The 24,823-nt window shown below is 67.0% G+C and carries 23 protein-coding genes; 21 read left to right on the forward strand and 2 right to left on the reverse strand.

The window, feature by feature from the left end; all coding sequences use genetic code 11:
- The first annotated feature begins 20 nt into the window (after positions 1-20).
- From ACN6PJ_RS12020 to ACN6PJ_RS12055, 8 genes are all read left to right on the forward strand, one after another.
- Entirely contained in the window at positions 21-407 is a 387-nt protein-coding gene (locus tag ACN6PJ_RS12020; protein ID WP_427996301.1) for a DUF350 domain-containing protein, read from the forward strand.
- A gap of 43 nt (positions 408-450) precedes the next feature.
- Positions 451-1,476 carry an SPFH domain-containing protein gene (locus ACN6PJ_RS12025; protein ID WP_427996096.1) on the forward strand — a complete coding sequence of 342 codons (1,026 nt, stop codon included), beginning with the start codon at positions 451-453 and terminating at the stop codon, positions 1,474-1,476.
- Positions 1,477-1,491: 15 nt separating this feature from the next.
- Positions 1,492-2,961 (forward strand): DUF4178 domain-containing protein, encoded by a 1,470-nt coding sequence (locus ACN6PJ_RS12030; protein WP_427996097.1) that lies wholly within the window; start codon positions 1,492-1,494, stop codon positions 2,959-2,961.
- A gap of 4 nt (positions 2,962-2,965) precedes the next feature.
- Positions 2,966-3,121, forward strand: a complete 156-nt coding sequence (locus ACN6PJ_RS12035; protein ID WP_427996098.1) for a hypothetical protein — start codon at positions 2,966-2,968, stop codon at positions 3,119-3,121.
- Positions 3,118-3,468 (forward strand): adenosylmethionine decarboxylase, encoded by a 351-nt coding sequence (gene speD / locus ACN6PJ_RS12040; protein ID WP_427996099.1) that lies wholly within the window; start codon positions 3,118-3,120, stop codon positions 3,466-3,468. The genes ACN6PJ_RS12035 and speD overlap by 4 nt, the downstream gene beginning before the upstream one ends.
- A gap of 116 nt (positions 3,469-3,584) precedes the next feature.
- The gene (gene modA, locus ACN6PJ_RS12045) at positions 3,585-4,343 is read left to right on the forward strand and encodes a molybdate ABC transporter substrate-binding protein (protein WP_427996100.1); all 759 of its coding nucleotides are present in this window, start codon (positions 3,585-3,587) and stop codon (positions 4,341-4,343) included.
- Positions 4,344-4,366: 23 nt separating this feature from the next.
- Positions 4,367-5,053 carry a molybdate ABC transporter permease subunit gene (gene modB, locus ACN6PJ_RS12050; RefSeq protein WP_427996101.1) on the forward strand — a complete coding sequence of 229 codons (687 nt, stop codon included), beginning with the start codon at positions 4,367-4,369 and terminating at the stop codon, positions 5,051-5,053.
- A complete protein-coding gene (locus tag ACN6PJ_RS12055) occupies positions 5,050-5,736 on the forward strand; it encodes an ATP-binding cassette domain-containing protein (protein ID WP_427996102.1) in 687 nt (228 codons plus the stop codon). The genes modB and ACN6PJ_RS12055 overlap by 4 nt, the downstream gene beginning before the upstream one ends.
- A gap of 61 nt (positions 5,737-5,797) precedes the next feature.
- On the opposite strand, the gene ACN6PJ_RS12060 is transcribed toward ACN6PJ_RS12055, so the two are convergent.
- Positions 5,798-6,592, reverse strand: a complete 795-nt coding sequence (locus ACN6PJ_RS12060) for a TOBE domain-containing protein (protein ID WP_427996103.1) — start codon at positions 6,590-6,592, stop codon at positions 5,798-5,800.
- A gap of 164 nt (positions 6,593-6,756) precedes the next feature.
- On the opposite strand from ACN6PJ_RS12060, the gene ACN6PJ_RS12065 reads away from it, so the two are divergent.
- From ACN6PJ_RS12065 to ACN6PJ_RS12120, 12 genes are all read left to right on the forward strand, one after another.
- The gene (locus tag ACN6PJ_RS12065) at positions 6,757-7,356 is read left to right on the forward strand and encodes a DUF4136 domain-containing protein (RefSeq protein WP_427996104.1); all 600 of its coding nucleotides are present in this window, start codon (positions 6,757-6,759) and stop codon (positions 7,354-7,356) included.
- 28 nt (positions 7,357-7,384) lie between these two features.
- Positions 7,385-8,578: a DUF3734 domain-containing protein gene (locus tag ACN6PJ_RS12070; RefSeq protein ID WP_427996105.1), complete on the forward strand. Its 1,194-nt coding sequence runs from the start codon at positions 7,385-7,387 to the stop codon at positions 8,576-8,578.
- 215 nt (positions 8,579-8,793) lie between these two features.
- The gene (locus tag ACN6PJ_RS12075) at positions 8,794-10,062 is read left to right on the forward strand and encodes an efflux RND transporter periplasmic adaptor subunit (RefSeq protein ID WP_427996106.1); all 1,269 of its coding nucleotides are present in this window, start codon (positions 8,794-8,796) and stop codon (positions 10,060-10,062) included.
- Positions 10,063-10,124: 62 nt separating this feature from the next.
- Positions 10,125-13,352, forward strand: a complete 3,228-nt coding sequence (locus ACN6PJ_RS12080; protein WP_427996107.1) for an efflux RND transporter permease subunit — start codon at positions 10,125-10,127, stop codon at positions 13,350-13,352.
- The gene (locus ACN6PJ_RS12085) at positions 13,349-14,836 is read left to right on the forward strand and encodes an efflux transporter outer membrane subunit (RefSeq protein WP_427996108.1); all 1,488 of its coding nucleotides are present in this window, start codon (positions 13,349-13,351) and stop codon (positions 14,834-14,836) included. The genes ACN6PJ_RS12080 and ACN6PJ_RS12085 overlap by 4 nt, the downstream gene beginning before the upstream one ends.
- Positions 14,833-15,573, forward strand: coding sequence for a pyridoxine 5'-phosphate synthase (pdxJ, locus tag ACN6PJ_RS12090; protein WP_427996109.1), 741 nt, complete (start codon positions 14,833-14,835; stop codon positions 15,571-15,573). Before ACN6PJ_RS12085 ends, pdxJ begins: the two co-directional genes overlap by 4 nt.
- A gap of 44 nt (positions 15,574-15,617) precedes the next feature.
- Positions 15,618-16,049, forward strand: a complete 432-nt coding sequence (acpS, locus tag ACN6PJ_RS12095) for a holo-ACP synthase (protein WP_427996110.1) — start codon at positions 15,618-15,620, stop codon at positions 16,047-16,049.
- 58 nt (positions 16,050-16,107) lie between these two features.
- Positions 16,108-17,166, forward strand: coding sequence for a beta-N-acetylhexosaminidase (gene nagZ / locus ACN6PJ_RS12100; RefSeq protein ID WP_427996111.1), 1,059 nt, complete (start codon positions 16,108-16,110; stop codon positions 17,164-17,166).
- Positions 17,129-18,955 carry an excinuclease ABC subunit UvrC gene (uvrC, locus tag ACN6PJ_RS12105; RefSeq protein ID WP_427996112.1) on the forward strand — a complete coding sequence of 609 codons (1,827 nt, stop codon included), beginning with the start codon at positions 17,129-17,131 and terminating at the stop codon, positions 18,953-18,955. Before nagZ ends, uvrC begins: the two co-directional genes overlap by 38 nt.
- A 195-nt stretch (positions 18,956-19,150) precedes the next feature.
- Positions 19,151-19,723: a CDP-diacylglycerol--glycerol-3-phosphate 3-phosphatidyltransferase gene (gene pgsA, locus ACN6PJ_RS12110; protein WP_427996113.1), complete on the forward strand. Its 573-nt coding sequence runs from the start codon at positions 19,151-19,153 to the stop codon at positions 19,721-19,723.
- A 116-nt stretch (positions 19,724-19,839) separates the two neighbouring features.
- Entirely contained in the window at positions 19,840-21,144 is a 1,305-nt protein-coding gene (locus ACN6PJ_RS12115) for an MFS transporter (RefSeq protein WP_427996114.1), read from the forward strand.
- A gap of 108 nt (positions 21,145-21,252) precedes the next feature.
- Complete coding sequence (locus tag ACN6PJ_RS12120) at positions 21,253-22,254, forward strand: cytochrome-c peroxidase (RefSeq protein WP_427996115.1); 1,002 nt, start codon at positions 21,253-21,255, stop codon at positions 22,252-22,254.
- A gap of 12 nt (positions 22,255-22,266) precedes the next feature.
- Here ACN6PJ_RS12120 and queF read toward each other — a convergent pair whose 3' ends face one another.
- Positions 22,267-23,091, reverse strand: a complete 825-nt coding sequence (queF, locus tag ACN6PJ_RS12125; RefSeq protein ID WP_427996116.1) for an NADPH-dependent 7-cyano-7-deazaguanine reductase QueF — start codon at positions 23,089-23,091, stop codon at positions 22,267-22,269.
- 322 nt (positions 23,092-23,413) lie between these two features.
- Here queF and aceA point away from each other — a divergent pair, with 322 nt between their 5' ends.
- On the forward strand, positions 23,414-24,733 hold the full coding sequence (gene aceA / locus ACN6PJ_RS12130; protein WP_427996117.1) for an isocitrate lyase: 1,320 nt from the start codon (positions 23,414-23,416) through the stop codon (positions 24,731-24,733).
- Positions 24,734-24,823: the final 90 nt, after the last annotated feature.

Raw genomic sequence — 24,823 nt, forward strand, 5'->3', positions numbered from 1 at the left:
GGCTGGCAATGGGAGAAGCAATGCATCCGGCGGTGACCTATCTGATTTATATGGCATCGGCGCTCGCCATGCTGGGCATCTTCACCGCGGTCTATACGGCCGTCACGCGCTATCGGGAATTCGAACTCATCCGCGAAGGCAATATCGCCGCCGTGCTCTCGTACGGCGGCGCGCTGGTGGGCTTCAGCTTCACGCTTTGCTCCAGCATCGCGGTGCATGCGAGCTTCGTCATGTTCCTGGTCTGGGGCGTCGCCGCCATGCTGGTCCAGATTGTCGTGTACGTGGTGGTGGCGCGGTGCATCCGCGGCATGAACGACGCGATCGAGGAAAACAATATCGCCATGGGCGGACTGATCGGTTCGATCTCGATCGCCGCCGGCATCGTCAACGCCGCCTGCCTGACCTGATCCCGCCAGGCGCGCCGACTCCGACCCTACAGGAGGACATTCCATGAGTCTCGGTTCATTCATCCGCAAGCAGTTCATCGACATCCTGCAATGGAACGAGGATCGCGACGGCGTGCTCGCCTGGCGCCATCCGATGCAGGACTTCGAAATCCAGTACGGCGCCAGCCTGACGGTGCGCGAATCGCAGATGGCGGTTTTCGTCAACGAGGGCAAGGTGGCTGACGTGTTCGGCCCCGGCATGTACAAACTGACGACGCAGACCCTGCCGATCCTGACCTACCTGAAGAACTGGGACAAGCTGTTCGAGTCTCCCTTCAAATCGGACGTGATCTTCTTCAGCACGCGCCTGCAGCTGGGCCGGCGCTGGGGCACGGCGCAGCCGGTCACGTTGCGCGACAGCGAGTTCGGCATGGTGCGCCTGCGCGCGTTCGGCGTGTATTCGTACCAGATCTCCGATCCCGGCAAGTTCTACCGCGAGATCAGCGGCACGCGCGACGAATACACCGTGGACGACCTGGAGGCGCAGCTGCGCAACATGGTGGTCGCGGCCATGACCACGGCGCTGGGCGGCTCGAAGGTGCCGTTCCTCGACATCGCCGGCAACCAGGGGCTGATGTCGCAAAGCATCGGCGAGCAGCTGGCGCCGGTGTTCGACCGCTACGGCGTCAGGCTGGACAACTTCACGGTGGAAAACGTCTCGCTGCCGGAAGAACTGCAAAAGGCGCTGGATACCCGGATCTCCATGGGCATGGCCGGCGACCTGGGCAAGTTCACCCAGTACCAGACCGCGACATCGATCCCGCTGGCGGCGCAGAACGAGGGCGGCATCGCCGGCATCGGCGCGGGCCTGGCGGCGGGCGCCGCGCTGGGCCAGACCATGGCGCAGGGCCTGGGCGCGGCCCAGGGGCAGCCGCCGCAACAGGCGCCGCAGCAGGCGCCGGCCGCCGCGGCGAATGCGGATCCGGTGCAGCGCCTGCAGCAGCTCAAGGATCTGCTGGACAAGGGGCTGATCACCGCGGCGGACTACGATTCGGCCAAGGCCGAAGTGCTGAAGAAACTGACCAACTAGCGCCAGCAGGCCCCAATGCAACAGGTTCTGTGCCCGCAGTGCGGCGCCCCCGTCAAGTTCACGTCCACCGCCTCCGTGATGGCCGTTTGCGGCGCCTGCCGCAGCACGTTGCTGAAGGATGCCGAGTCGGTCAAGCGCATCGGCGAGATGGCGGACGTCCTGGAAGACTACTCGCCCCTGTGCCTGGGCGCGGCGGGCAAGCACGATGGCAAGCGCTTCGACGTGATCGGCCGCATTCAGCTGCGGTACGGGGAAGGTTTCTGGAACGAGTGGTACCTGTGGTTCGAGGATGGCTCCGACGGCTGGCTGTCGGACGCGTCGGGCCAGTACGCCGTGACCCGGCGGCGCAAGGTGAAGGGCGCGCAGGGCATGCCGGCGTTCGAGGACATCGCGCCGGGCGACGAAATGAAGCTGGACGGCCAGCGCTTCACGGCCTCCGACGTGCGGGCCTGCCAGGCGGGCGGCGCGCAAGGCGAACTGCCGTTCGTGCCGGGCGAGGGCTGGCAGGCGAAGGTAGCGGACTTCCGCAGCCTGGACGCGTTCCTGACGCTGGATTTTTCCGATGGCCCCGATCCGGAGCTCTACATCGGCAAGGCCTTCGACCTGTCCGCCATGCAGGCCGGCTCGCTGCGCACCAACGAACAGGTCGAGGAAACGGCCGGCCGTTTCCGAGGCCAGATCAAGGCGCTGGACTGCCCGAATTGCGGCGGCCCGATAAGTTTCGTGGCCGCCATGGCCACTCAGGTGGTCTGCCCTTCGTGCGCGGCCGCGGTCGATTGTTCGGGCCCCACCGCCGAAGTGATCGAAAAGGCCCGCAAGGTCAAGGCGATCAAGACCACGCTGCCGCTGGGCGCGCAGGCCAGGATCGACGGGGCCGCCTACACCCTCATCGGGCTGATGAAATGCGCCGACCCGGATCCCGATGAGCCCTCGGACTGGATCGAGTACCTGTTGTTCAACCCGGCCAAGGGTTTCATCTGGCTGGTGGAAACCGACGAGGGCTGGGAGCGCGCGCAGGTCTGCGATACCTGGCCCAGCCACAACAACGCGACCAGCGTGCGCTGGCGTTCCAAGCTGTACCACAAGCTGTACGACTACACCTCGCGGGTCGAATTGGCGCTGGGCGCCTTCAACTGGCGGGTGAAGGTGGGCGACAGCACCAGGATCACGGACTACAAGGCCGGCAACCTGAAGCTGACGCGCGAATTGAGCGAGTCGGAACTGGGCTGGTCCGCCTCCGGCCCCGTGGCGCCCGCGCAGCTGGCCGAATGGTTCGGCGATCCCGAACTCGCCAAGCAGAAGGCCATGCCCCGCAGCGGCGGGGGCGGGGGCTACCGCAAGTGGGCCTGGACGGCGATGATCGCGCTGGGTTTCCTGAACCTGGGCAATATTTTCAGCGGACGCTTCATCCCGATCCTGATCGGCATGGCGTTCCTCTGGTTTCCCGCCACGCTGGCGGACAAATTTTCGGGCAAGGACGAATAGCGAGATGGGCAAGATCCTGTACGCCATCTATGCCGTGGTGGTCGTGCTGGCCACGACGGGCGCGAGTTCGACCGGCGGCGGCTACACCAGCGGCGGCGGCAGCAGCTGGGGCGGCAGCTCCGGCAGTTCGGGGTGGTCGTCGGGCGGATTCCACAAGTGACGGTGCACGCCACTCCCGGCCGTCACGTGCTGGCGGATTTCCGCGGCGTGCGGGCGGACCTCCTGACGGACCCGCTGGCGCTGGAGCGCCAGCTGATCGAGGCGGCGCAAGCCGCGGGCGCGCACGTGCTGAGCGCCCATTTCCATCATTTCGGCGCCGGGGCAGGGGTGACCGGCGTCGTCATGCTGAGCGAATCCCACATCAGCATCCATTCCTGGCCCGAGCACTGCTACGCGGCCCTGGACATCTTCATGTGCGGCGCGGCCCGCCCGGAGCTCGCGCTCTCGCACCTGCGGGACCGGCTCGCTCCGGAATCGGTGCGCGTCACCACGGTGGCGCGCGGCTGAAGGCCGCCGCACGTTTCCTTGATCTGGCGCAATCCTCCCCGGCGGATCGGATTGACTGGCGTTATATACTTATATATATTTCGATGCCGGCATATCCATTCCGCAGGGAGAAAATCATGTTCCGCAAACGTCAGATCGTGGCGCTTTCCATGGCCCTGGCCGCCACCTGGGCCTCGGGCGCCCATGCCGGCGACCTGGTGGTCTCGGCCGCCGCCAGCCTGACCAACGCATTCAAGGAAGTGGCGCGCGGCTACGAGCAGGAGCATGCCGGCACCAAGGTGGTCCTGAACTTCGGCGCCTCGGACGTGCTGCTGCAGCAGATCGTCAAGGGCGCGCCCGCCGACGTCTTCGCGTCGGCCGACCAGAAGGCGATGGACAAGGCCGTCGAGGAGAAGGCCGTCAAACCCGCTTCCCGCGTGGACTTCGCCGCCAACCAGGTCGTGCTGATCGTTCCCGCGGACAGCAAGGCGGACATCGCCGCGCTGAAGGACCTGACGCGCGACGACGTCAAACGCATCGCCTACGGCAATCCGGCATCCGTGCCGGTGGGCCGCTATACGCAGGGCGCCTTGCAGGCCGCCGGCCTGTGGGATGCGGTGCAGGCCAAGAGCGTGCTGGCCCAGAACGTGCGCCAGAGCCTGGACTACGTGGCGCGCGGCGAGGTGGACGCGGGCTTTGTGTTCGCCACCGACGCGGCCATCATGGGCGACAAGGTCAAGGTGGCCGTGCGCGTGCCGTCCCAGACGCCGGTGACCTATCCCATCGCGGTGACCACGCGCGAGGCGGCCGCCAGGGAAGCCGAAAGTTTCGTTGCCTACGTGCTGTCTCCCGCCGGCCAGGCGATACTGTCGCGGTATGGTTTCCAGAAGCCCTGAGCTCCGTTGAATCGTAGGCATTGATGAGTGATCCGGTTTGGGTCCCGCTGCTGCTTTCGCTGAAAGTGGCGGGCTGGGCGACGCTGTTGGCTACCGTGTCCGGCACGGCCGCGGCCTATGCGCTTTCGCGCTGGCGCTGGCCCGGCCGCGATCTGCTCGACGCCATCCTCACCTTGCCGCTGGTGCTTCCGCCCACCGTGCTGGGGTATTACCTGCTGGTGCTGCTGGGCCGCCGCGGCGTCATCGGCGAGACGCTGGCCGGCTGGGGGATCGAACTGGTCTTTACCTGGCAGGGGGCGGTGATCGCGGCGTCCGTGGTGGCGTTTCCGCTCGTGTTCAAGTCGGCCCGTGCCGCATTCGAGAACGTCGACGCGCAACTGGAGAGCGCGGCCCGCGTGCTTGGAGTCTGCGAGGCGGGGGTCTTCTTCCGGGTGACGCTGCCCCTGGCCGCGCGCGGCATCGCCGCGGGCGTGCTGCTCGCCTTCGCGCGGGCGCTGGGCGAATTCGGCGCCACCCTGATGATCGCCGGCAACCTGCCCGGGCGCACCCAGACCCTGTCGGTCGCCATCTACGAGGCCGTGCAGGCGGGCGACGACGCCACGGCCAACCTGCTGGTGCTGGTGACTTCGGCGACCTGCGTCGTGGTCCTGCTGCTGGCCGGAAGGCTGGTGCCCGTCACCGGCGGCCGGCGCGATGGAGGGCGGCGATGAGCGTGAACATCCATGTGCGCAAGCAGATGACGTCGGGCGGGCAGCGCTTCGACCTGGACGTGGCTTTCGAGTCGTCGGCCAAGCGTATCGCGCTGTTCGGTCCGTCCGGCGCGGGCAAGAGCCTGACTCTGCGGGCCGTGGCCGGGCTGCTGCGGCCGGACGCGGGGCGCATCGAAATCAATGGGCGCGTGCTGTACGACTCCAAGGCGGGCATATGCCTGCCCGCGCAGTCTCGCCGCGTCGCCTACCTGTTCCAGGACTACGCCCTGTTTCCCCACCTGACCGTGGCGCAGAACATCGCGTTCGGCCTGCGCCGAGGTTGGCGCAATCCGCCCCGGCGCGAGGTCTCTCCCCGGGCGCAGCGCTGGGTCGACGCCTTCGAGCTGCGCGCCATCGTGGGCAGCTACCCGAGCGAAATCTCGGGCGGCCAGAAGCAGCGGGTGGCCCTGGCGCGCGCGCTCATGCTGCAGCCCGACATCCTGTTGCTGGATGAACCGTTCTCGGCGCTGGACGCGCAGCTGCGGGGCAAGATGCGCCTGGAGCTCAACGCGCTCCAGCGGCAGCTGGACGTGCCGATGCTGGTGATCACGCATGACCCGGCCGACGTGGATGCGCTGGCGGACGAGGTGTTCGAGGTGCGCGAGGGCAGGGTGCGCCGTTACGACGCGGACGTGGGGGTGTAGGATGGGTTACGCGCGTTCGACATTCGAGTTCTTGCTCAAGGACTCTCGCGCTGCACCCATCCTACTCCAGGACCCCCAGAATCACGCTGGACGCCTTGAATATCGCGACGGCTTCGGCGCCGACGTCCAGGCCGAGATCGTTCGCGCTTTCGTTCGTCACGATGGCGGCCAAGGTGGCGCCGCCTTCCAGGCCGATCAGGATTTCGCTGTTCACGGCGCCGGGACGCAGCGCGGTGATCGTGCCCGGCAACTGGTTGCGCGCCGACAGGCGCAGGCCGGGCCCGGGCGCGCCGACGATGACGGCCGAGGCCTTGACCAGCGCGATCGCCTCCTTGCCCACGGCCAGCCCCAGCTCTTGCGTGCTTTCGCGCGTGATGGTCGCGGTAATGGCCAGGCCGCCCGCGATGCGCAGCACGATCTCGTCGTTGACGGCGCCCTCGCGGATTCGGATGACGGTGCCCAGGAGTTTGTTGCGCGCGCTGGTTTTGAGCATGAAGCGCTTCATCAGGTCGATATCGCCGCCGGGATCCACGCCGGCGCGGGTCAGGTTTTCCATGAATTTGCGGTGCTCGGCCTCGAGCGCGCGGAAGGTCGCGATCAGGCGGCGGGCGCGGTCGGTCAATTGGGTGCCGCCGCCGCCCTTGCCGCCTGCCGCGCGGATCACCAGCGGTTCGCCGGCCAGGTTGTTCATGGCGTCGATGGCGTCCCACGCTCCCTTGTAGCTCATGCCCACGGCGCGCGCGGCGTTCGTGATCGAGCCGGTGGCGTCGATCTGCGCGAGCAGGTCTATGCGGTTTTTTCCGCCCCAGGTCTGGGCGCCGGAACGAAACCAAATCGAGCCGTCGAGTTCCAACATCGGTATCGGGCCTGTCGTCAGGCCAGGGTATGGGACAACGGCCAAGTTTACTGGACGGGAGCGGCGCCGGCGGAGGCGGCCGCTATGATGAGAATGAGATTCTGTTGATATTTCGCAGGCTTCGCGGCACTATGGTTACGCCTTGGGCTCTCGGAGAAAACAACATGAAAGCGTTGAAACTGCTGGCGGCGGGTTCCATGACTGGGTTGCTGGCGGCGTGCGCGTCGGGCCCCACGGTGAAGGGCGACTACGACCACCAGGCCGACTTCGCCCAGTACCGCAGCTTTGGATTCATGTCGCCCCTGGGCACGGACCGGGCGGGCTACAGCACCCTGCTGACCGAGAGGCTGAAGACCGCCACGCGCGGCCAGATGGAGATGCGCGGCTATGTCTACAGCGCCTCCAATCCTGACCTGCTGGTCAATTTCGGCGCCAAGCTGCAGCAGAAGGTGCAGGTCACCCCGGCGCCGCCGATGGGTCCATACTACGGCTACCGCGCCGGGTTCTATGGCGGCTGGCCCGGCTATGGCTGGGGCGACGACGTCTATCAATACACCGAGGGCACCCTGAACATCGACCTGGTCGACGCGCGCCGCAAGCAGCTGGTGTGGGAAGGCGTGGCGGTGGGCGAGGTCCAGGACCAGGATCAGGACCTCGCGGGCTCCGAACAGCGCGCGGAGAAGGTGGTTGCCCGGATTTTCGCCAAGTATCCGTTCCGGGCGGGCGTCGCCGCGCCGCAATTGCCGGACAAGCGCAAACCGTAGGTTCCGCCCATATCTGAAGGAAGGTCGCATGAGCGTACGCCGCAAGGCTCCGTCGCAAGATACCGGCGATACGCCGTCCTATGAAGTCGTCGCCCTGGTGCTACAGGGCGGCGGCGCGCTCGGAGCCTATCAGGCCGGGGTGTACCAGGGCCTGCACGAGGCCGGCATCCGGCCCAATTGGATCTCGGGCATTTCCATCGGCTCGATCAACGCCGCCATCATTGCCGGTTCCCCCGAGGACGAGCGCGTGGAGCGGCTGCGCGGCTTCTGGGAAAGCATCTGCCGGCCGGCGGCGTTCGCGCCCATGCCCTGGGGCGATACGGTGCAGGACATGTTCGCGGGCCTGCCTTTCGGTTTCGGTTCACCTGTGCTGAACGGGCAGGTGTCGGCGTTGCAGGCCCTGTTTGCCGGGCAGCCGGGCTTTTTCAAACCGCGTTTTCCGCCGCCCTACCTGGTGCATGGCAGGGGGGCGGCCTCCACCAGCTTCTACGACACGACGCCCCTGGCCTCGACCTTGCGCCAGTTCGTCGATTTCGATCTGCTCAATAGCGGGGCCGTGCGCGCCAGCTTTGGCGTCGTGAACGTGCGCAGCGGCAACTTCGCGTATTTCGACAGCCTGAAGGATACCCTGGGCCCCGAGCACATCATGGCCTCGGGCGCCTTGCCGCCGGGCTTTCCGTCCGTCGAGATCGGCGGCGAGCACTACTGGGACGGCGGCATCGTGTCCAACACGCCGCTGGCGCAGGTGCTGACCACGGACAACATGCGCGACACGCTGGCGTTCCAGGTGGACCTGTGGCCGGCGCGCGGCGGTTTGCCGACCTCGCTCGAAGAGGTGGCCGAGCGGCAGAAGGACATCCAGTATTCCAGCAGGACCCGTCTGGTAACCGACCAGTTGCGGCGCGTGCTGAAGCTGCGGCACGGCCTGCAGCGCCTGCTGGAGCGCCTGCCGGAGGCCGAGCGCAATGCGGCCGATCTCGCCGACATCCGCAGGCTGTCGCACACGCCCGCCACCAACATCGTCAACCTCATCTACGAGTCCAAGCACCGCGAGCGCTATTCCAAGGACTACGAGTTCGGCACCGAGGCCATGCGGGAACACTGGGAGTCCGGGCTGGCCGACATACGCCATACGCTGGCCAAGCCCGGCATTCTGGCGCGCCCCACGCAAGACAGCTGCTTCGTGACCCACGACATCCACCGCAACGGCACGCGCGGTTGAGGCGTGCCGACTGTTGATTCCATGCACAAAATCCGCCCCCGCGCAGGGTTTGAAGCCGCAAAAGTCAGTGATTTCCCCAATAACTGAGTTACATTAACGGGCTATTCACGTGCCTTGATAACGCATGCTTTTATTTTGATCGCGGGCAAAAGTCGCGGTTAAATACTGCGATTGCTTGACGCGACTACGGTTTACAACGCTACGCGGGGGTTTCAATGCGGTTTTCGCCTAAACGTGTTTCGGGGCTGGCTATCTCCGGTGGAGTCCTCGCGCTGATATTGGCGGGTTGCGGTGAAAAGCCGCAGATGAACCCCGGCATGCCCCAGGTCAGCGTCGTCACGATCCAGCCGCAGCGCGCACCCATCGTCTCGGAATTGCCTGGCCGCGTCGATGCCGTCCGGGATGCCCAGATCCGTTCGCGGGTCACCGGCATCGTGCAGAAGATCACCTTCGAGCAGGGCGGCGACGTCAAGGAAAACCAGCTGCTCTTCAAGATCGACCCGGCGCCTTACAAGGCGGCCTACGATCAGGCGACGGCGCAGCTCAAGCAGGCGCAGGCCAATCTGTTCAGCGCCAAGCTGCTGGCCGACCGCTATGCGCCGCTGGTCAAGGCCAACGCCGTCAGCAAGCAGGAATACGACAACGCCGTGGCCTCGTACCGCCAGGCGGACGCTTCGGTCGCCGCCGCCAAGGCCGCGCAGGACAACGCCGCGATCAACCTGGGCTACACCGACGTCACGTCCCCCATCACGGGCCGCATCGGCAAGCCGCTGGTCACCGAGGGCGCGCTGGTCGAGGCCGCTTCCGCCACGCAGATGGCCATCGTGCAGCAACTGGATCCGATCTACGTGGACTTCACCCAGTCCACGGCGGAACTGGCGTCCCTGCGCCGCGCGTTCGCCAGCGGCCAGCTGCAGCAGGTCGGCAAGGACACGGCGCGCGCCACGATCGTCCTGGAAGACGGCACCGAGTACGGCCAGCCCGGCAAGCTGCTGTTCACGGGCATCACGGTCGATCCGTCCACCGGCCAGGTGAACCTGCGCGCCGAGGTGCCCAATCCCGATGGCATCCTGTTGCCCGGCATGTACGTGCGGGTGCGCCTGGAGCAGGGCGTGGACGACAAGGCCCTGATGGTGCCGCAGCAGGCGCTGCAGCGCACCGCGGACGGCATGCAGAGCCTGATGCTGGTCAAGGACAACAAGATCGAGCAGGTGCCCGTGACCACCGGCGGCGCCATCAAGAACGAATGGGTCGTCACCAGCGGCCTGAAGGCCGGCGACGTGGTGGTCGTGGAAGGCTTCCAGAAGATCCGCCCCGGCGCGCCGGTGCAGGTCAGCCAATGGGCCAAGAAGGGCGGGGCGGCAGCGCCCGGCGCCCAGCCCGCGGCGCAGCCGGGCGCCAAGCCGGCGGAGCCCGCCCCGCAGCCTGGCGCCAAGCCGGCCGAGCCTGCGCAGCAGGACAAGGCCGCAGGCCAGAAATCTTAAGCGGCACGCGGCGCTTGCGCCGCGTTCCTCTTTCGTGAGCATCGCTTTCAGAGTCAGCCCACATGCCGCAATTTTTCATTGATAGACCGATTTTCGCCTGGGTAGTCGCCCTGTTCATCCTGCTGGCCGGGATCCTGGCCATCCCGAACATGCCGGTTTCGCAGTACCCGGACGTGGCGCCGCCCGCCATCACGATCACCGCTACCTATCCCGGGGCCTCGGCCAACGAAGTGGCCGAGCAGGTCACCAGTATCATCGAAGACCAGCTCAACGGCGCCAAGGGCCTGATCTACTACGAGTCGGTCAGCGATTCCTACGGCACCTCGACCATCACCGCGACCTTCGCGCCGGGCACCAATCCCGACCTGGCGCAGGTGGACGTGCAGAACCGCGTCTCCAACGTGGTCGCGCAGCTGCCTACCGCCGTGCAGCAGCAGGGCCTGCAATACGAGCAGACCAGTACCGGCTTCCTGATGGTGGCGGCGGTGTCGTCCACGGACGGCACGCTGGACCAGACCGCGCTGGCCGACTACATCACCCGCAACATCAAGAACCCGGTGTCGCGCGTGCCCGGCGTGGGCCAGTTCCAGCTGTTCGCCGCGCCGCGCGCCATGCGCGTCTGGGTCGATCCGGCCAAGCTGGTGGGCTTCAACCTGAGCATGTCGCAGGTGAACCAGGCGATCGCCAGCCAGAACGTGGTGATTTCCGGCGGCAGCATCGGCGCGCCGCCCAACCCGGATTCGCAGCGCATCACCGCCACCGTCACGGCCAACGGCCAGCTCAGCACGGTGGAAGGCTTCGGCAAGATCGTCCTGCGCGCCAACACCGACGGCTCCAAGGTGCTGCTGCGCGACGTGGCCCGCATCGAAGTCGGCGCGGACAACTACCAGTTCGGGGCCCGCCTGAACGGCAAGCCGACGGCGGCGTTCGCCATCGTGCTGTCGCCGGACGCGAACGCGCTGGCGACCGCGCAGGGCGTGCGCCAGCAGATGGAAGAGCTGTCCAAGTACTTCCCGGGCAATATCACCTATTCCATTCCCTACGACACCGCTCCCTACGTGAAGGTGTCCATCGAGCAGGTGGTCCATACCCTGGTCGAGGCCATGGTCCTGGTGTTCCTGGTCATGTACCTGTTCCTGCAGAACGTGCGGTACACCCTGATCCCGGCGCTGGTGGTGCCGGTGGCCATGCTGGGGGCCTTCGCGGTCATGCTGGCGCTGGGCTTCTCCATCAACGTACTGACCATGTTCGCCATGGTGCTGGCCATCGGGATCCTGGTGGACGACGCCATCGTGGTGGTCGAGAACGTCGAGCGGATCATGGCGACCGAGGGGCTGCCGCCCAAGGAGGCCACCAAGAAGGCCATGCCGCAGATCAGCGGCGCCATCGTCGGTATCACGCTGGTGCTGGTGACCGTGTTCCTGCCGCTGGCCTTCATGAGCGGTTCCGTGGGCGTGATCTACCGCCAGTTCTCCGTGGCTATGGCCGTGTCGATCTTCTTCTCGGCGCTGCTGGCCCTGACCTTCACGCCGGCGCTGTGCGCCACCATCCTCAAGCCGGTGCCCAAGGGGCACCACGACGAGAAGAAAGGCTTCTTCGGCTGGTTCAACCGCAAGTTCGACGCCACCACCCACGGCTACCAGAACTGGGTGTCGCGCATCCTGCACAAGGGCGGCCGCATGATGCTGGCGTTCCTGCTGCTGGTCGTGCTCCTGGGCTGGCTGTACCTGCGCCTGCCGTCGTCGTTCCTGCCCGAGGAAGACCAGGGCTACGTGGTCAGCAACATCGAATTGCCCACGGGCGCCACGGCGAACAGGACGGTCGAGGTCATCGAACAGGTCGAGAAGTACTTCTCGGGCGTGTCCGCGGTCGAAAACGTCATCGCGGTGCAGGGCTACAGCTTCAACGGCAACGGCCTGAACGCCGCCATCGCTTTCGTGACGCTCAAGGACTTCAGCGAGCGCAAGGCGCGCAAGGATTCCGCGGGGGCGATCGCGTTCAACGCCTTCGAGAAGCAGTTGATGGGGATCCACGACGCGCAGGTGTTCACCCTGGTGCCGCCCGCCATCTCGTCGCTGGGCAACGCCACCGGCTTCGACTTCCGCCTGCAGGATCGCGGCGCCGCCGGCTCCGAAGCGCTGGCGGCCGCCACCGGCGAACTGATGGGCATGGCCATGAAGAGCCCCGTGCTGTCCCAGGTCCGGATCACCGGCCTAGGCGCCGGCGCGCAGCTGAGCCTGACGATCGACCGCGACAAGGCGGCCGCGCTGGGTGTGGACTTCAACGAGGCCGCCTCGCTGATCTCCACCGCCGTCGGCTCCGCCTACCTGAGCAAGTTCCCCAACCTGGGCCGGATGCAGAACATCTGGGTGCAGGCGGACGCGCCGTACCGCATGCAGCTCAACGACGTGCTGCAGCTCAACGCGCGCAATGCCCAGGGCGGCATGGTGCCGCTGTCCACCTTCGTGAAGGCCGAATGGAAGCAGGGCCCCGTGCAGGTGGTGCGCTACAACAGCTACGAGTCCATGCGCATCAGCGGCGACGCCGCGGCGGGCTACACCACCGGCGAAGCCATGGCCGAGATGGAACGGCTGGTGGGGCAACTGCCCCAAGGTTTCGGCTACGAATGGAACGGCCTTTCCTACCAGGAGCGCCAGGCCGGCAACCAGGCTCCCATCCTGATGGGCCTGTCGCTGCTGGTCGTGTTCCTGGTGCTCGCGGCCCTGTATGAAAGCTGGGCGATCCCGATCTCGGTGATGCTGGTGGTGCCGCTGGGCATGCTGGGCGCCGTGGCGCTGATCAGCGCGCTGGGCATGTCGAACGACGTGTACTTCCAGGTGGGCATGGTGACCGTGATCGGGCTGGCGGCCAAGAACGCCATCCTGATCGTGGAATTCGCCAAGGACCAGTACGCCCGCGGCATGGGCCTGTACGAGTCCGCGGTGGAGGCCGCCAGGCTGCGGTTCCGGCCGATCCTGATGACCTCGCTGGCCTTCATCCTGGGCGTGGTGCCGCTGGCCATGGCGACCGGCGCGGGCGCCGCCAGCCAGAAGGCGGTGGGCCTGGGCGTGCTGGGCGGCATGCTGGCCGCCACGCCGTTCGCGGTGATTTTCGTGCCGACCTTCTTCGTCGTCGTGCTGGGCCTGTTCAAGACGCGGCCCCGCCTGCTGGGCGCCGAACTGCGCGCCTTCGAGGAAGAGCAGGCCGCCAAGAAGGCCGCCGCCGAGACGGCGCCGGAAGCCGCGCAACATCCCGCACAACCCAACGGTGGCCAGGAGGGCAAGGAATGAAAGCCCTGAAGTTCAGACAGACCGCCTTGTCCGCCTTCGTGGCGGTGGCGTTGGCCGGCTGCTCGCTGGCGCCCGATTACAAGCGTCCCGACGCGCCGGTGTCGGGCTTGTGGCCCGACCAGCCGAAGGTGCAGTACGGCGGCTACGCCAAGCCCACGTCGCTGGGCATGCAGCCCTCCACCGGCGTCATGCCGCAGGACGGCACGCCCGCGGCCGAACTGGGCTGGCGCGAGTTCTTCCGCGATCCGCGCCTGCAGAGCCTGATCGCGCTGTCGCTGGAGAACAACCGCGACCTGCGGGTGGCGGTGCAGCGCGTCGAAGAGGCGCGCGCCCAGTACGGCATCCAGCGTGGCGCGCAATGGCCCAGCATCGGCGCCGGCATCCAGGGCCAGCGCCAGCACCTGCCCGCCAACATGCGGTCGCCCGGCGCCGGCTCCATCAGCAGCTCCTATCAGGCCGGCATCGGCCTGACCACGTTCGAGATCGACCTGTTCGGCCGCCTGCGCAACCTGTCCGAGGCGGCGTACCAGCAGTACCTGTCGACGGAGCAGGCGCAAAAAAGCGTGCACATCACGCTGGTGGGCGCGGTGGCGCAGTCGTATTTCAATCTGCGCGCCGCCGAGGTCCAGCTCGACCTGACGCAGCGCACCCTGGCCTCGCGCCAGGAGTCCTACAACCTCGTCAAGCGCCGCTTCGATGGCGGCGTGGCCTCCGAGCTGGATCTGAACCAGTCCAAGTCGCTGCTGGACTCGGCGTCGTCCGACCTGGCGCAACTGGCCCGCGCCCAGGCCCAGGCCACGAACGCCCTGGTGCTGCTGGTCGGCACCCCGCTGCCGCAAGACCTGCCCGCGCCGGCCACTTTCGGCCGCGACCAGCTCCTGGCCACCGTGCCGGCCGGCCTGCCCTCCGACCTGCTGGAGCGCCGCCCGGACATCATCGCCGCGGAGAACCAGCTGAAGGCCGCCAACGCCAACATCGGCGCGGCGCGCGCGGCGTTCTTCCCGACGATCTCGCTGACCGGCCTGCTGGGCGTGGCCAGCCCCTCGTTGGGCGATCTGTTCAAGGGTGGCCAGGGCTACTGGAGTTTCTCGCCCTCGATCACCACGCCGCTGTTCGCCGGCGGCAGCATCCGCGAAGGGCTGAACCTGGCCAAGGCGCGCGACAATATCGCCGTGGCGCAGTATGAGCAATCCATCCAGCAGGCGTTCCGGGAAGTGTCGGATGCGCTGGCGGGCGAAGCCACGTACGGGGCGCAGCTTGACGCCCAGCGCGCGCTGCAGGACGCGTCCGCGCGCACCCTGGAGCTGTCGAATCTGCGTTATACCAATGGTATCGACAGCTACCTGCAGGTGCAGACCGCGCAGGTGGACTTTTTCAATGCCCAGCTCGCGCTGGTCCAGACCGGCCTCGCGGCGCTGATCAACCGCGTGGAGCTCTACAAGGCCCTGGGCGGCGGCTGGGAAGAAACAACGAAAGTGCAATGATAGAACTTGGTGTAAACATCGATCACGTCGCCACGCTGCGGCAACAACGCCACACCGCCTACCCGGATCCGGTCGCGGCCGCGTTGCGCGCGGAAGACGCCGGCGCCGACCTGATCACGCTGCATCTGCGCGAAGACCGCCGCCACATCCAGGACGCGGACGTCTACGCGATCCGTCCGCAGCTGCGCACCCGCATGAACCTCGAATGCGCGGTCACGCCGGAAATGCTGGAGATCGCCTGCGCGGTCAAGCCCAACGACGTCTGCCTGGTGCCGGAAAAGCGCACCGAGCTCACGACCGAAGGCGGGCTGGAAGTGGCGGGCGCCATGGGCCCCGTGTCGGACGCGGTGGCCCTGCTGGCGGAAGCCGGCATCCGCGTGTCGCTCTTCATCGATCCCGACCCGGCGCAGATCGCTGCGGCGGCCAAGGCCGGCGCGCCGGTGATCGAACTGCACACGGGCGCCTACGCGGAAGCGGAAGGCGAGGCCGCCGAGGCCGAGCTGCAGCGCCTGCGCGTGGCGGTGGCCGAAGGGTTGCGCCATGGCCTGCGCGTGAACGCCGGTCATGGCCTGCACTACGGCAACGTCACGCCGGTGGCCGCGCTGGACGGGATTTCCGAGCTCAATATCGGCCATGCCATCGTGGCGCAGGCGGTGTTCGACGGCTGGGAGAAGGCCGTGCGCGACATGAAGGCGCTGATGGTGCAGGCCCGCCTGCAGGCGCTGCGCGGTCTGTGACCGCCCGCCGACCCGTTTCCGCCGCGAGCCGCGCGCCCACGCCCATGTCTGACACTCCCCGCGCCGCTACCCCAGCAGGGGCCATCGCCGGCATCGGCATGGACCTGCTGCGCATCGACCGCATCGAACGCGCGCTGGCGCGCCACGGCGACCGCTTCGCCGAAAAGATCCTGGGCGTGGACGAACTGCAGAAGTTCCATGCCCGCCGCGCCCGCGATCCGGCGCGGGGCCTGCGGTTCCTGGCGACGCGCTTCGCCGCCAAGGAAGCGTTCTCGAAGGCGATCGGGCTGGGGATGCGCATGCCCATGACCTGGCGGCGCGTGCAGACGTTGAACGCGCCCGGCGGCCGGCCCGTGCTGGTGATCGCGCCCGAGCTGCTGGACTGGTATGCCGAGCGCTTCGGCGCGGCCCACGTTTCCATAACCGACGAATCCGACATGGCCGCCGCCTACGTGGTGGTCGAACGCAAGCCCTGAACGCCGGGCCCAGTGTCCGCGGGCGGCTTGCCAGACTTAGACAGAAGGACAGCCTGACATGGCCAAGAAGAAATCCAGGGCGGTCCTGCCGCCCGGCCCCGTAATGGTCGATGTGGCGGGATACGCGCTGACGAAGGAAGAAAAGAAGCGCCTGCGCCACCCGCTGGTGGGCGGGGTGATCCTTTTCGCGCGCAATTTCCAGAACCGCCGCCAGCTTACCGCCCTGACGCGCCAGATCCACAAGGCCCGCAAGGAGCCGCTGCTGATCCTGGTGGACCACGAAGGCGGCCGCGTGCAGCGCTTCCGCGAAGATGGTTTCACTCCGCTGCCCGCGATGCGCGAACTGGGCGCGCTGTGGGAGCGGGATCCGCTCTTGGCGATGCGCCTGGCGACCGAGGCCGGCTACGTGCTGGCCGCCGAACTGCGCGCCTGCGGGGTGGACATGAGCTTCACGCCGGTGCTGGACCTGGACTACGGCGTCAGCAAGGTGATCGGCAACCGCGCGTTCCACCGCGATCCGCGCGTGGTCGCGATGCTGTCGCGCGCGCTCATCCAGGGCCTGCAGCTGGCCGGGATGTCGGCTTGCGGCAAGCATTTCCCGGGCCACGGTTTCGTGGAGGCGGATTCGCACCACGAGATTCCCGTGGACGAGCGCCCGCTCGAGCGTATCCTGGAGGAAGACGGCGCGCCGTACGGCTGGCTGGGAGACGCCATCCTGCCGTCCGTGATGCCCGCGCACGTGATCTATCCCAAGGTCGACCGCCACCCGGCCGGCTTTTCCAAGCGCTGGGTGCGCGACATCCTGCGCAAGCGCCTGGGCTACGACGGCGTGGTGTTCTCGGACGACCTGACGATGGAAGGGGCTTCGGTGGCCGGCGACATCCTGGCGCGCGCCAATGCCGCGCTCGGCGCCGGATGCGATATGGTGCTGGTATGCAACCGCCCGGACCTGGCCGACGATCTGCTGTCGCGCCTGGAGTTCGAGCATCCAGCCGAATCCGTGGCCCGGATCCGCCGCCTGATGCCGCGCTTCGCAGCGCCGGACTGGGATACCTTGCAGGCCGAAACCCGTTACCAGAATGCCCGACGACTTCAATCTCAAATCGTTCCTGGCTGACTTGCCGCACCTGCCGGGCGTTTACCGGCACCTGGATGCGGCCGGGGAAGTCATGTATGTCGGCAAGGCGCGCGACCTGAAAAAGCGCGTCTCGTCGTATTTCCAGAAGAACCTGTCCAGCCCCCGCATCGCCCAGATGGTCGCGAAGGTGGCGCGGCTGGAGGTGACGGTGACGCGCTCCGAGGCCGAAGCGCTGATCCTGGAAAACAATCTCATCAAGAGCCTGAAGCCGCGCTACAACATCCTGTTTCGCGACGACAAGTCCTATCCCTACCTGCTGATCACCGGCCATGCCTGGCCGCGCATTGCCTACTACCGCGGCGCCACCAATAAGCGCGGCCAGTATTTCGGCCCGTTCCCCAACGCCTGGGCCGTGCGCGAAACCATCCAGATCCTGCAGAAGGTCTTCCGCCTGCGCACCTGCGAGGACACGGTCTTCGCCAACCGTTCGCGGCCCTGTCTGCTGCACCAGATCGGCCGCTGCTCGGCGCCTTGCGTGGGCGCCATCGAGGCCGCCGAGTACGAACGCGACGTGCAGCGCGCGGTGCGCTTCCTGAACGGGGAAGCGAAGGAAGTGATGGGCGAGATCGAGAGCAGGATGCTGCAGGCTTCCAGCGAACTGCGCTTCGAGGAGGCCGCCGCCCTGCGCGACCAGATGGGCTCGCTGGCGCGCGTGCTGCACCAGCAGACCATGGAGAACGTCAGCGGCGAGGACACCGACATCATCGCGGTGGCGATTGCCGGCGGCAAGGTCTGCGTGAACCTTGCCATGGTGCGCGGCGGCCGCCACCTGGGCGACAAGCCGTTCTTTCCGTCGCACGCCGAGGGCGAGGCGGCGGCGCAGGTGCTCGAGGCCTTCGTGGCCCAGCACTATGCCGACAACGCCTTGCCGCCCGTGCTGGTCTGTTCGCACGCCTTGCCGGACGCCGGCCTGATCGACCTGCTGGTGGAGCAGGCCGGCGGCCGGCCCGCGCGCGTGCTGACGCGGCCCCAGGGAGCGCGCCGGGCATGGCTGGAGCAGGCAGGCAAGAACGCGGAGATGGCCCTGGCGCGCGCGCTGACCGAGTCCGGCGCCCGCGCGGCCCGCACCCTGGCGCTGGCCGAGGCGCTGGAACTGGACACCGACGAGGCGGCCCTGGACGCGCTGCGCATCGAATGCTTCGACATCAGCCACACGGCGGGCGAGGCTACGCAGGCGTCCTGCGTGGTGTTCGAGCATCACGACATGCAGCCGTCGCTCTATCGCCGCTACAACATCGCCGGCATCACGCCGGGCGACGATTATGCCGCGATGCGCCAGGTGCTGACCCGGCGTTTCGCCAAGGTGGCCGACGGCGAGGCGCCCATGCCCGGCCTGGTGCTGATCGACGGCGGCAAGGGCCAGGTGGAAGTGGCGCGCAAGGTCTTCGTGGAACTGGGCCTGGACGTGCAGGCGCTGGTGGGCGTGGCCAAGGGGGAAGGGCGCAAGGTCGGCCTGGAGACCCTGGTCTTCGCCGACGAGCGTCCGCCGGTTGCGCTGGGCGGCGAATCCGCCGCGCTGATGCTGATCGCCCAGGTGCGCGACGAGGCGCACCGTTTCGCCATCACCGGCATGCGCGCGCGCCGCGCCAAGGCGCGCAATGTGTCGCGGCTGGAAGAGATCGAAGGCGTCGGCGCCCGCCGCCGCCAGCGCCTGCTGGCCCGCTTTGGCGGATTTTCCGGCGTGGCGTCCGCCAGCATCGAAGACCTGGCGTCGGTGGACGGCATCTCCCAGGAACTCGCCATCCGCATCTATGAAGCCCTGCGATAGAGGATGGCGCCTATTCCTGTAAAGATCGCCCCCTATCCTCCACGCGACCCCTCCTGCGAGGCAAGTTCTGCATCCACAACCACGGCCGCCAAGCCAGGCCGCGCGGATCCGGCTCCGCCGGTCCGCAGAGGCGCCCCCCCTGGGGGAGGCGCCGCAGGCGCTTCGGAGGGGAGCTTGATGTAGCATACGGACACTATGCCAATTAACGTACCCATTATCCTGACATGGCTGCGCATCGCCATGATTCCGCTGGTGGTCGGGCTGTTCTACCTGCCCGATAGCTGGATGTCCGTGCCCACGCGCGACACCCTGGCTGCCTGGGCCTTCATCATTGCGGCGCTGACCGACTGGTTCGACGGCTGGCTGGCCCGCCGCTGGAACCAGACCTCCGCGTTCGGCGCCTTTCTCGATCCCGTGGCCGACAAGCTGATGGTCTGCGCCGCGCTGATCGTCCTGCTGGATCTCAGCCGCGTCGACGCCTTTATCTCCCTGATCATCATCGGACGGGAAATCACGATTTCCGCCCTGCGCGAATGGATGGCCAAGATCGGCGCCAGCGCCAGCGTGGCGGTGCATCGGTTGGGTAAATTCAAGACGGCCGCGCAGATGGTCGCCATTCCGTGCCTGTTGTACAACCAGCCGATCTACGGTGTCAGCACCAAGCTGCTGGGCGACGTGCTGATCGTCGTCGCGGCGGTGCTGACGGTGTGGTCCATGCTGTATTACCTGCAACGCGCCTGGCCCGCCATCCGCGAAAAGGCGCTGTAGTACCGGGGCTTGCCCCGCAAAACCAGAATACGGCGTCCGGACCCGGGCGCCGCCGGAGACAACCCGCGCAGCGCCGCAGGCGCCGCGCACCTTGCCGCCGCCCGCGGCCTTTTGCAATGAACACCGCTGCGAATACCCTGGCCATGGACGCCGCCGTCCGCCGGCGCGACTGGAAAATCATCCTGCTGATCGGGGTGGCCCATGCCTCCTCGCACTTTTTCCAGCTGGTCCTGCCGTCGCTTTACGTCTCCCTGGGCAACGAGTTCGGCCTGGACTTTGCCCGCCTGGGGTTGCTGGTTTCCACCTTCTACGTGGTGTCGGGCATCGGGCAGGCGTCATCGGGCTTCGTCGTCGACCGCGTCGGCGCGCGGCCGGTGCTGTGGTTCGGCCTGGCGTGCTTCGTGCTGTCGGGCCTGCTGATCGGCTCGGCCACGGGCTACGCCATGCTGATCGCGGCCGCGGTGGTGGGCGGCGTCGGCAACTCGGTGTTCCATCCGGCCGACTATTCCATCATCAACCATCGCATCACGGCGCCGCGGCTCGGCCATGCCTTCTCCACGCACGGGCTGACGGGCAACCTGGGCTGGGCGCTCACCCCCGTGTTCATCACGACGATCACCTTGCTGGCGGACTGGCGGGTGGCGGCCTACAGCGCGGCCGGGCTGGTCGCGCTGGTGCTGCTGCTGACCGTGCTGGGGCGCGACCTGCTCGGCGGTCCGTTGCCGCAAGACGGCCAGGCCGATTCCGAGGCCGGCAAGCCTGCCGCCAAGCCGGCCACCAAGCCGCAGGAGGGCGTGCTCACCACCCTGGCGACGCTGCTGTCCAAGCCGGCGCTGTGGGGCGCGTTCCTGTTCTTCGCCTGCACCTCCATCGCCTTGTCGTCGGTGCAGAACTACACCATTCCGCTTCTGGGGCAGCTGTACGACCTGTCCAAGGTCGCCGCCAGTTCGGCGCTGTCGGGCTATATGGTGGCTTCCGCGGTCGGCATGGCCGCGGGCGGCTTCCTCGTGTCGGCCAACCCGCGCACCGAGCGCACGGTCATGGTGGCGCTCATCCTGGCGGGCCTGACGCTGGTCGTCCTGGCGCTGGGCCTGGTGCCCGCCGTGCTGGCCGCGCCCGTGGTCGCCCTGGCGGGCTTCTGCTCCGGCGTGGCGGCGCCTTCGCGCGACATGCTGATCCGCCGCGTGACGCCCAAGGGCGCCACCGGTTCCGTGTATGGGCTGGTCTATTCCGGCATGGACGTGGGCTCGGCCCTGGGGCCGCTGGCCTTCGGCCTGCTGCTGGACGCCGGCCTGCGCCAGGGGCCCTGGGTGGGCGCCGGCGTGGCGTTCGCCGCGGCGGCCCTGCTGGCCCAATGGATCGCCGTGCAGGCGCGGCGGGCAGAGCCCGCCGCCGCGGGCGGGGCGGCAGCGCGTTCCTGAACCTCGCGGGCGGGCCGCGCCGGCCGTTTGATGCGGCGCAAGGCCCGGACGGCTTCGGCCTGATGTAATAACCATGTAACTGAAAAGGTTATTACCCAGGAGAAGCATATGAGTAAGGCAAGCGCATTGCTGGCCGCGGGGATCGCCCTGGCCTGTTGGAGTCCTCTGGCCTCTGCCGCTTCGCAGGAACCGATACAGCCGGTGGAACCGGCCGTCATCAAGGAACCGGGCAAGGTAGCGCTGGGCAAGAAGCTGTTTTTCGATCCGCGCCTATCGCGGTCCGGCGCGATTTCCTGCAATTCCTGCCATAACCTCGCCATGGGCGGATCGGACAACCTCAAGGCGTCCATCGGCCACAAATGGCAGCAAGGCTCGATCAATTCCCCCACGGTGCTCAACTCCAGCCTGAACATCGCCCAGTTCTGGGACGGGCGCGCCAAGGACCTGCGCGAGCAGGCGGGCGGCCCCATCGCCAACCCCATGGAAATGGCGTCCACGCATGAGCTGGCCATCCAGGTCCTGAACTCCATTCCGGGCTACCGGGCGGAATTCAAGCAGGTCTTCGGCAACGACCGGATCACGATCGACGAGGTGACGGGCGCGCTGGCCGCATTCGAGGAAACGCTGGTCACGCCCAACTCACGGTTCGACCAATGGCTGCGCGGAGACAAGAAGGCGCTGACGGTGCGAGAACTGGCCGGCTACGAGCTCTTCAAGAACAGCGGTTGCGTTGCGTGCCACAACGGCGTGGCGGTAGGCGGCAATTCTTTCCAGAAGATGGGCCTGGTCGCGCCCTATCAGACGGATAACAAGGCCGAAGGCCGCGCCGCCGTCACGGGCAAGGACGCGGACCGCTTCAATTTCAAGGTGCCCACGTTGCGCAACGTGGCGTTGACCTACCCGTACTTCCATGACGGCGAGGCGGCCACGCTTGCGCAGGCGGTGGACGTGATGGGCCGGCTGCAGTTGGGCCGGACCTTCACGCCGGACGAGAACGCGCAGATCGTGGCTTTCCTGAAGACGCTGACGGGCGACCAGCCGGCGATCCAGTATCCGGTGCTGCCGCCGTCGGAGGACGACACGCCCAGGCCCGAGCCCTTCCAGAACTAGCGCGCGGGGCGGCTACTGGCGGACGGTGCGCAGGTCCGCCGGGGGAGCCGTCTCGAAGTTGCTGCGCCAGGGGTTGATGTCCAGGCCGCCCCGGCGGGTATAGCGCGCATAGACCGTCAGCTGCTCGGGGCGGCAGGCCTGCATGATGTCGGTGAAGATGCGCTCGACGCAATGCTCGTGGAACTCCGCGTGCTGGCGGAACGACACGATGTATCGCAGCAGCGATTCGCGATCTATGGGCGCGCCGCGATAGCGGATCTGCACGCTGGCCCAGTCGGGCTGGCCCGTCACGGGGCAGTTCGATTTCAGCAGGCGCGATGCCAGCGTTTCCTCGACAGGGGCGCCCGGCCGCGTGCGCAGCAGTTCGGGTGCGGGTTCGTAGGTATCGATCTCGATGTCCAGCTTATCGATATAGATGCCGTCCAGCTCGCCCATCTGCAACTCGGAGAAGCGCTGGGGCAGGAAGAAGTCCAGCCCGACGGGAGCGCCGGCCGCGGCGCTCAGGTCGCGCTCCAGGCGGCCGCGCAACGCGGCCGAATTGACCAGCCGGGTCTGGTTGAACGAATTCAGATAAAGCTTGAACGACTTGGACTCGATGATGTTGGGGCTGTCCGCCGGCACCGAGAACGTGGCCATGGCGATGCGGGGCTTGCCCTTGGCGTCCAGCCACGACAGCTCGTAGGCGTTCCACAGGTCCATGCCCGTGAAAGGCAATTTGCCCCCGGCGAGGTTCAGGGCGGCCCGGTTGTGCGAGCGCGCGATGGGGAAGAGCAGCGTCGGGTCGTACTGCGAGACGTAGGACACGCTCTGGCCGAGCGGGCCGTGGGACAAGGTCATGGCGGAATCACGAAAAACACGGGAATGGACGCATTGTAGGCCGTCGGCAGGGCGCTGATTTTCGCATCGTGAAATGTAACCTTCGCCATATGAAAGTGCCTGCTGCGCAGCAGCGCCAGGTCATTTCACAGGCGACAATCACGTTTCGTGATACGAAATTGATTTTATAAATAATTGATTTTAAAGAATAATATTTTTCGTCTTGTATAAGACATAAGCTCACCTTGCTCTGCAGCAGAGGCTTAGACTTTCTCCAACGATTCACGCCATGCAGGACGCGAATCCTTTGAAGTCTTTCCCATCACTGACCAGGAGCATCACCATGAGCACCCGCGAAACCGAAATCCGCAATCTGCAGAAGGACTGGGCCGAGAACGCCCGCTGGCAAGGCATCAAGCGCGACTACAGCGCCGAAGACGTCATCCGCCTGCGCGGCTCCATCGGCGTGGAACACACGCTGGCGCGCCGCGGCGCCACCCGCCTGTGGGACCTCCTGCACAGCGAACCGTTCGTGAATTCGCTGGGCGCCCTGACCGGCAACCAGGCCATGCAGCAGGTCAAGGCCGGCCTGAAGGCCATCTACCTGTCCGGCTGGCAGGTCGCCGGCGACGCCAACCTGGCAGGCGAAATGTATCCCGACCAGTCCCTGTACCCCGCCAATTCGGTGCCGCAGGTGGTCCGCCGCATCAACAACTCGCTGTCCCGCTGCGACCAGATCCAATGGATGGAAGGCAAGAATCCCGGCGACGAGGGCTACATCGATTTCTTCGCGCCCATCGTGGCTGACGCCGAAGCCGGTTTCGGCGGCGTGCTGAACGCGTTTGAACTGATGAAGGCGATGATCGAGGCGGGCGCCGCCGGCGTGCACTTCGAGGACCAGCTGGCTTCCGTGAAGAAATGCGGCCACATGGGCGGCAAGGTGCTGGTGCCCACCCGCGAGGCCGTGTCCAAGCTGGTGTCCGCCCGCCTCGCGGCCGACACGATGGGCACGCCCACCGTGCTGCTGGCCCGCACCGACGCCGACGCGGCGGACCTGGTGACCAGCGACGTGGATGAGAACGACCGCCCGTTCATCACGGGCGAGCGCACCGTGGAAGGTTTCTTCCGCACCAGGGCCGGCATCGACCAGGCGATCTCGCGCGGCCTGGCCTACGCGCCCTACGCCGACCTGATCTGGTGCGAAACGTCCACGCCCAACCTGGAGTACGCCCGCAAGTTCGCCGAGGCCATCCATCGCCAGTTCCCGGGCAAGCTGCTGGCGTACAACTGCTCGCCCTCGTTCAACTGGAAGAAGAACCTGGACGACGGCACGATCGCCAAGTTCCAGCGCGAGCTGGGCGCCATGGGCTACAAGTTCCAGTTCATCACGCTGGCCGGCTTCCATGCGCTGAACTACGGCATGTTCGAACTGGCCCACGGCTATGCCCGCCGCCAGATGAGCGCCTTCGTCGAATTGCAGCAGAAGGAATTCGCCGCCGCCGAGCTGGGCTTCACCGCGGTGAAGCACCAGCGCGAGGTGGGCACCGGCTACTTCGACGCCGTTACGCAGACGATCGAAGGCGGCCAATCCTCGACCACCGCGCTGACGGGCTCCACCGAGGAAGCCCAGTTCGAGCACGGCAAGGCCCAGAAGGCCGCCTAATCGAGGGTCGCAACGAGTTTGTGCGGTCGTAGTGCTGTTGTAGGGTGGATTTGGGTGCCTCCGGGCACCCTTTTTTTTGCCGCCGGGCCG

This window comes from Achromobacter sp., from assembly GCF_050285585.1.
In the GTDB taxonomy this organism is placed as follows: domain Bacteria; phylum Pseudomonadota; class Gammaproteobacteria; order Burkholderiales; family Burkholderiaceae_B; genus Achromobacter.